This window comes from uncultured Alistipes sp. (assembly GCF_949296715.1).
GTDB lineage: Bacteria > Bacteroidota > Bacteroidia > Bacteroidales > Rikenellaceae > Alistipes.
Map to the genome: position 1 here is coordinate 1 of NZ_CASFQD010000050.1, position 7,405 is coordinate 7,405.

A 7,405-nucleotide genomic window follows, 5' to 3' on the forward strand; every position below is an offset into this window, starting at 1 on the left:
ACATCGTTTTTTTCGTTTTTTTGACATAAAAACAGAGATTAGTAGAAACCGGTTTCTACTAATCTCTGTTTTATCCTCCTAACTGCCAAATATTAAGTCGGTTACATTTTATATCTCCAACCAATTTTGGCATCATTACCCCAAGACACGGACGGACGATGCGGCGCACGGCACCGCAGCGAATCAGAAGGGATAGCCCACGCCGAAGTTGAGCGCCGTGTTTTTCCACTTGAAGTTGTGGATCCACCGCTCGCCGGCCGGGTTGTTGGGATTGTGCAGCTGGACGCCCCAGTCGAGACGCAGGACGAAGAACTTGATGTCGAAGCGCAGGCCGAAGCCCGTATTGAACCCCAGCTGCTTGTAGAAATTGTCGAAGAAGAAGACCGCGTCGTCGGAATAGTTCGAACTGTGCTTGATGTACCAGACATTGCCCACGTCGAAGAACGTGGCGCCGTGGACGATGCCCCAGATCGGGAAGCGCAGTTCGAGGTTGGCCTCGAGCTTCACGTCGCCCGTCTGGATGGGGAAGGCGTCGTGCGGATCGGGCACGGAGCCCTGACCGAGCGTGCGCGGCGTCCAGCCGCGCATGCCGTTGCTGCCGCCGCAATAGAACTGGCGGTCGAACGGCACGGCCGACGAGTTGCCGTAGGCCATCGCCACGCCGCCGTAGAGGCGGCCGACGAGCGACGTCACGTCGCCGAGCATGACCTTGCGGCTGACGCTCAAGTCCGAACGGAAATACTGCGAATAGCGGATGCCGAAGATCGTATAGTGGTCCAGCCCTTTGGGCTGCGACCAGAAGAGGTGCTCGACGGCATCGATCAGGTTGCCCGCGGTTTCGAGGTTGAAGCGGATGTTCGTCGCGTTACCGCCGAGGTTCTTGCGCTGGTTGTTGAATCCGTAGCTGAACGAGAGCCCCCCGACGAACTGCGTCTTGAAACTCTCGGCGAGGTATTTGTTCTGGACCATGCCCGAACTGCCGGTATCGTCCACCTGCAGGAAGTTCGGATCGAGGCGCGTCACGTCGATCAGGTTGATGTCGATCGGCCGCAGCGAGAAGGTCGAATAGCGGTTGTTGCTCCACATGTAGGTGATGCCCGCACTCGACAGCGTGCGGTTGTAGTAGGGGCGGTCCTGGAAGTTCACCGAGAGTTCGACCTTCGTTTTCGGCTGGTTGAACGACCTGTAGCGCGCCGTCTGCCACGGCAGCAGGAAGCGCGGGAAGGTGAGCCCCGCCGTCACGCCGAACTCCGTGGCGTGCTTGCGCTTCGCATCGGGGGCCTTCATGAATTCATAACCGACCGTAAAGGAGATGTCGAGCGCCTCGGCACCCCGGAAGATGTTGCGGTTCTGGTATCCGACGGTGGTCTTCAATCCGTAGAAGCTCGATGTCGTGGAGCCCTCCAGCTCGGCCTTGAAGCTCTGGCGCAGCGTCGGCGTGCAGAAAATGTTGCACTCGAGATGCCCCTCCTTCGTATAGCGCATCTGCGCCGTATCGGACAGATTGCCGACATAGGTGATGTAACGGGCCGTATCCGTCGGCTGCGGCCGCTCGACAAAGGCCAGGCGCGCGCTCTTGAAGTATCCGAGCGCCATCAGGTCGCTGTAGGTGCGGTTGACCTGCGTCGCATTGTAGATGTAGTTGGGATAGAGCGGAATGGCCTGTCGGAGGATCGACGGGCGGACATTCGGGGCCTTTTCATAGACAACGTTCAGCCCGCGGTACTGGAGCGTGTCGAGCCGCGAATAGAAGGTCGAATCGAGCCGGGCGGCCGTCGGGTCGTAGTTCGGGAAGACGTTGATCCGGTCGATGCGGTAGACCGTATTGTCGTCCAGCACGGGGCGTCCCTGTTCGTCGTAGCCCGTCAGGTCCTGCCGGATGATCATGCGCAGGTCGACGCGGTTGTCGCCCCCGAGCGTATCGGCGACATATTCGATGTTGTTGACCGTGAAATTGTAGTAGCCCCGCTCCTTAAGATAGGCCGTGATGCGCTCGCGTTCGGCGTCAAGGACCGTGATGTCGAAGACGTTGCCCGGACGGATGAGCCGGTGCACCGTGTCGGGCAGGACGATCTGCTCGAGAAAGCGGTCGCGGAACTCGTAGGAGATCGAGTCGATGCGGAACGGTTCGCCCTGATGCGTCCGGTAGGTGACCTTCGCACGGCGCCGCCGCGACGTGGTGTCGACCTCGAAGGTCGCCCGCGACGAGAAAAAGCCTTTCGAGTCCATGTAGACCTTCAGGTTCTGTTTGCTCTTGAGCGTGAGGTTCATGTCGAGCAGCACGGGCTCCTGCCCGATGCGGCGCTTCCAGTTGTTCCAGCCGTTCTCCTTCCCGGGATCGGCCTGCTCGTAGAGCCAGACGTAGAAGTTCGTGCCGAAGAGACGCTTGTTGGGGGCCTGCCGCACGTACTTCTCCAGATCGGAGGCCGGGATGCGCTCGTCGCGCGGCGCCGACCGGTCGGGCTCGATCTTCACCCGCTGCAGCAGGTACTGCCCCTCGGGGATATGCCGCGTGACGCTGCACGCCGACCCCGCAAGGGCCAGCACCACGGCGATGAATATGCGGCGCATCCTCACCACGGCATCACTCCTGGTTGAAGAAGCCCTTTTCCTTCAGCAGTGCGAAATAGGAGGCGGAGAAGGCCAGGTTGTCGCGCCGCACGTAGCGCCGCTCGGTAAAGACCTTGGCCAGGTTGTCGAGCCCGTTCTCCTCGAGCAGCCGTTTCGTCAGCTCCGACTCCTCGCGCTCGGCCCACAGCTCGTCGATCTCGGCGGCCGTGTAGTCGGTGTATTTCTCATAATGGACCACGGCCTCGAGCGGCAGGCGGTCGGTCAGTGCGGGCGACTCGTCGGGATAGCCCACGACGATGGTCGTCAGGGGGATCACCCCTTTCGGGAGTTCGAGGATGCGCGAGATGTCGCCCGCCGTATAGATCGTCGTACCGAGGTAGCAGATGCCCAGCCCGTGCAGCTCGGCCTCGACGCAGAAGTTCTGCGCCGCCAGCAGGGCGTCGGTCGCGGCATTGAGGAACCAGCCGAAGTTGTCGTAGGCCGGGTCGGCGTCGCGCTGCTCGCACCACATCGTGAAGCGGTGCACGTCGGCGCAGACGGTCACCACGCAGGGCGCCTCGCGCACCATGGGCTGGTTGAAATGGCACGGTGCAAGCCGCTCGCGCAGCGCCGCATCGCGCGTGACGACGAGCGAATAGAGCTGCATGTTGCCGCACGTCGAGGCGCGCGTCGCAGCTTCGAGACATTCGCGCAGCACCTCTTCGGGAATGGCTGCGGCACGGAATTTCCGTATCGAACGATGCTTGAAAAGCACATCTTTCATGGTCTTTCGTATTTGGGGTTTCGGCTGTCCGGCGGCAAAAGTGCAATTCACCGCCGGGGACATGCATATTTTACGCAAAATTAGCAAAACTTTTAGAAGTTTTACTATTTTTGCCGTGACATCGAATCACTTTCGACCGTGCAGCAACCGTTTGCAAAATACGAGGGAGCCGGCAACGACTTCATCCTGATCGACAACCGCAACGGGGCCTTCCGCCCCGATGCCGGACGGATCGCCCGCCTGTGCAACCGCCACTTCGGCATCGGCGCCGACGGGCTGATGACGCTCTCCGAGGCTGCGGACGGCACCTGTACGATGCACTACTACAATGCCGACGGATCGGAAGGCGAGATGTGCGGCAACGGTGCCCGCTGCTTCGCCCTCTTCGCCGAGCACCTCGGCATCGGAGGCCCGACCAAGTGCTTCCGCGCCACGGACGGGCCCCACACGGCACAGGTCCGCACGACGGGCCCGCACACGGGCGAGGTCGAGGTGGCGATGATCGACGTCGCCCGCATCGACGAGGGCGACGGCTGGTGGTCGCTCAACACGGGGGTGCCCCACTACGTGGAGTTCGTCGGCGACGTCGCCGCCGCGGACGTCGCCGGACGCGGCCGCACCATCCGCCGCGACACGGCCCGCTTCCCGCAGGGGACGAACGTCAACTTCGTCGAGGTCACGGGCCCCGGCACGCTCCGCATGCGGACCTACGAACGGGGCGTCGAGGCGGAGACGCTCGCCTGCGGCACGGGCGCCACGGCGGCGGCCATCGTCACGCACCACGCGCTGCAACACGACAAAACCAACTACGAAATAGCCGTTCCGGGCGGTCTTCTGCACGTGCGTTTCACGCACCGCCCCGGCACACGGCACTATACGGAGATCCGTCTCGAGGGCCCGGCCCGCCGCGTCTTCGAGGGGAGTTTCGAAACCGAAAATTTCTAAATCAACCACCCTTTCCTGCATGAAAACACACAAGGGGCTCCGTGATCACGACACGGACGAACTTCGCAAGGCCAAACGCCTTGAACCGATGCGCAAAAGCGGCAAGGAGCGCCACACGCTCTACGGCAGACTGGACGACGACGAGGACGACGAACTGCTCGTCCCGGCGCGGCGCGAATCGGCCCTCGACTACCTCGATGACGAAGAAGAATAAACGGAAGCGCGCATGACCGAAAAGTTCATCATGGCGGGCCCCACGGCCCTGCATGTCTGCGACTCCGAAAAGGGCGACCGGTGCGTCGTGCTGCTGCACGGCTACCTCGAATCGCTGCTCGTCTGGGAGGAGTTCATTCCGCTGCTATATAAAAAGGTGCGTGTCGTCACGCTCGACCTGCCGGGCCACGGCATCTCCGTGGTGCAGGGCGACACCCACACGATGGAATTCCTGGCCGACACGGTCGCCGCGGGGGTGAAGGCCCTCGGCATCACGCGCTGCACGGTCGTCGGCCACTCGATGGGCGGCTACGTGGCGCTGGCGCTGTGCGAACGCCATCCGGAACTGCTGGAGGGGCTCGTGCTGTTGAGCTCGACGCCCAATGCCGACACGCCGGAGAAGGCCGAGAACCGCCGCCGCGAAATCGCCCTCGTGCAGGCCGGGCGCAAGGAGCTGCTCTCGCGCGTGGCCCCGGCCGCCGGATTCGCCGAGGAGAACCGCACCCGCATGGCGGACGAGATCGAGGACCTCACCGAGCAGGTCTTCGTAACGGAGGACGAGGGGATCGTGGCGCTGCTCAACGGCATGATTGCCCGCAGGGACCGCAACGAAATGCTGCGCACGACGAAGGTCCCGGTGCTCTTCATCCTCGGTCGCAAGGACAACTACATCCCGGTGGAGACAGCGGAGAAGATGGTGGCCGAACACCCCGAAGCACGTGTCGCCTGGCTTGAAAATTCGGGTCACATGGGATTCCTCGAGGAGCCCGAGGCCACGGCCGCGGCGCTGCTCGATTTCGTCGCATCGACCGCCGGCACCGCAGACGCGGGGCCCGAAGAGGAGAAGCGCGCAGCGACGTCCGACCGATAGCTGCGCGAGACGGGCAATTGGCGGCCGCCGACCAGGAGTTGGCTGCCCGTAAAGTCGGTCACCCGGCCGGCATGGACCAAATAGGCACGATGTATCCGCACAAAACGATCGTCGAGCAGGTTCTCCCACTGCGATATGCGCATCCGGGTGCGATAGACGCTGCCGTCGGCCGCATGGACGAAGACCTCGTCGTCGTTGGATTCGACATAAACGATACGGTCCAGCTCCACCGTCACCTTCCGCCGGTCGGAAATGAATGACAGGCTCCGTGTACGCGGCAGGCGCCCGTGCAGCCAGCGGGACAACAGTCGCTCGGGCGCAACGAAGGCCGCCAGCAGCATGAGGATAAAGAGCGGATTGAGAAAGATCGCCGGGAAGCCAGCGGAGCCAGGCGTCTCCCGCACCAACGTATCGGAAAAAAAGAGCAGCAGCCACTCCAGCAACACGATGCCGCACGCCAGCGCCCCCACTACCACCGGACGGCAGCTGTGCGCCACCGAGAAGCGCTCCAGCAGCAGCGAGGCGCAACACATCCCCGGCAGCAGAAGAGCCGCCATGAAGAGTGCCTGAAGGAAGCCATACCCGAAGCTCACCAGCATCAGGGAGAGCAGCAGCATGACCAGCACCCAGTACGCAACAGCCGCAAGATTTCTCATCATTCACTCGCATTGGAGGGGTTGAGTGCGCCCCTCCGTTTGTCATTTCTACGGTAAAGGTACACAAAATCGACGTCATCCGAAACCCGGCACGAAGAAAAGGGGGATATGACACCTCCGCAGCAGGATATGACGTTGCAATCCGAAGCCGCAACCGTTATCTTTGCAACAGGACTTGCAAGCTGCCTGAAAATCCAAAAATCAAACAAACCGACAAAAACCGCCACCATGAAACGACTTATTGCACCGGCCGTTCTGATGCTCCTGCTGTTGCCTTCGCCCGCTCTCCGGGCAGAAGAAGAGATCACAAAGGCCGCCCGTTCGCACGAAAACATCGTTACGAAAGAGGAAACGCGTCTCACCGTCACCGGACAACCGGCACCTGACAACTACGTCGAAGCGGGTACGGTCTCCGTACAGAATCCCGCAACCGGTGAAACGACGACGCACACATTGTACGAAGCACCCCCGGAGAGTCTCTACGATCTCTACCGGGAAGGCGGCTACCTCTGGATGACACTCATTACGCTCTGCCTCGTCGCCGCGCTCCTTTCCGCATGGAAAGCTCCCCGCTGGATCAAGGAGTTCGGGCTTCTGGCCCTGGTGCTGGGCATCATCAGTCTGTTCTCGGGGATTTACGATATTGCCAAACTCATCGGATCGGAAGGGATTGAAATCGGGAGGGAACTGCCATCGTCGATTCTGTTCAGCGGCCTGCGTGTCGGACTGATCGCCCCGATGTGGGGGCTGATCGTTTACGGCATCACCCTGATCCTGCGCATCGCACTCAAACCCCGTATTTAACCGAAATTCCACTCCGCAGACAGGAAACTGCAACCCGGCCCAACAAACCTGCAGAGGCGCATACGTATGGCGTATCCGTCTCTGCAGGATTATCACACGCCGGAGACAAACCGGTTCGGCAACGGCCACCGCGGCCGTAAGAGGGTCGTTTCAGATGGCACCTTAACTTTGTTCTGCACGGCAACAATCTTTTGCCTTCCACCCCACACAGCTGTAAACAATAAGCCCCTCCTCTCAAGCGGCCGTAAGACGGCCGGTTCAGAGGGCTCCGTAACTTTGTTCTGACCGGCAGCAATCTTCTGCCTTCCACACTCCCTGCTATAAACAATTAAGCCCCTCCTATCAAGGAGGGGTTTGGGGTGGTTGTCGATATCTTTGGCGGCCTGCCGCCTCTTCAAGGTCAACCGACACAAACCGTCATTGCCACAAAGCCATCCATATGACACAACCACAACAAAAAAGGTCAGACCTTTCGATCTGACCTTGAAGAGGCGGCTACCTACTCTCCCACGGGAAAACCGCAGTACCATCGGCGTTAGTGAGCTTAACTTCTCTGTTCGGAATGGGAAGAGGTGGAACCTC

Annotated in this window: 6 protein-coding genes, 1 rRNA gene and 1 pseudogene; 4 read left to right on the forward strand and 4 right to left on the reverse strand. The window is 61.1% G+C overall.

What is annotated here, in order from left to right:
• Window positions 1-183: 183 nt before the first annotated feature.
• Both Q1Y33_RS07710 and Q1Y33_RS07715 read right to left on the reverse strand, forming a co-directional pair.
• A complete protein-coding gene (locus Q1Y33_RS07710) occupies window positions 184-2,571 on the reverse strand; it encodes a BamA/TamA family outer membrane protein (protein WP_300799167.1) in 2,388 nt (795 codons plus the stop codon).
• A gap of 13 nt (window positions 2,572-2,584) precedes the next feature.
• The gene (locus tag Q1Y33_RS07715; RefSeq protein WP_300799168.1) at window positions 2,585-3,334 is read right to left on the reverse strand and encodes a nitroreductase family protein; all 750 of its coding nucleotides are present in this window, start codon (window positions 3,332-3,334) and stop codon (window positions 2,585-2,587) included.
• A gap of 138 nt (window positions 3,335-3,472) precedes the next feature.
• On the opposite strand from Q1Y33_RS07715, the gene dapF reads away from it, so the two are divergent.
• Genes dapF through Q1Y33_RS07730 form a run of 3 tightly spaced genes read left to right on the forward strand, consistent with a single transcriptional unit; the run spans window position 3,473 to window position 5,363 of the window.
• Window positions 3,473-4,279 (forward strand): diaminopimelate epimerase, encoded by an 807-nt coding sequence (dapF, locus tag Q1Y33_RS07720; protein WP_300799169.1) that lies wholly within the window; start codon window positions 3,473-3,475, stop codon window positions 4,277-4,279.
• Window positions 4,280-4,298: 19 nt separating this feature from the next.
• The gene (locus Q1Y33_RS07725) at window positions 4,299-4,493 is read left to right on the forward strand and encodes a hypothetical protein (RefSeq protein WP_300799170.1); all 195 of its coding nucleotides are present in this window, start codon (window positions 4,299-4,301) and stop codon (window positions 4,491-4,493) included.
• 12 nt (window positions 4,494-4,505) lie between these two features.
• Entirely contained in the window at window positions 4,506-5,363 is an 858-nt protein-coding gene (locus Q1Y33_RS07730; protein WP_300799171.1) for an alpha/beta hydrolase, read from the forward strand.
• 35 nt (window positions 5,364-5,398) lie between these two features.
• On the opposite strand, the pseudogene Q1Y33_RS09675 reads toward Q1Y33_RS07730, so the two are convergent.
• Window positions 5,399-6,022 (reverse strand): annotated as a pseudogene (locus tag Q1Y33_RS09675) (LytTR family DNA-binding domain-containing protein); the annotation flags it as partial.
• A 105-nt stretch (window positions 6,023-6,127) separates the two neighbouring features.
• Here Q1Y33_RS09675 and Q1Y33_RS07740 point away from each other — a divergent pair.
• Window positions 6,128-6,823 carry a hypothetical protein gene (locus tag Q1Y33_RS07740; protein ID WP_300799172.1) on the forward strand — a complete coding sequence of 232 codons (696 nt, stop codon included), beginning with the start codon at window positions 6,128-6,130 and terminating at the stop codon, window positions 6,821-6,823.
• Window positions 6,824-7,309: 486 nt separating this feature from the next.
• On the opposite strand, the gene rrf is transcribed toward Q1Y33_RS07740, so the two are convergent.
• Window positions 7,310-7,405, reverse strand: a 5S ribosomal RNA gene (rrf, locus tag Q1Y33_RS07745); the annotation flags it as partial.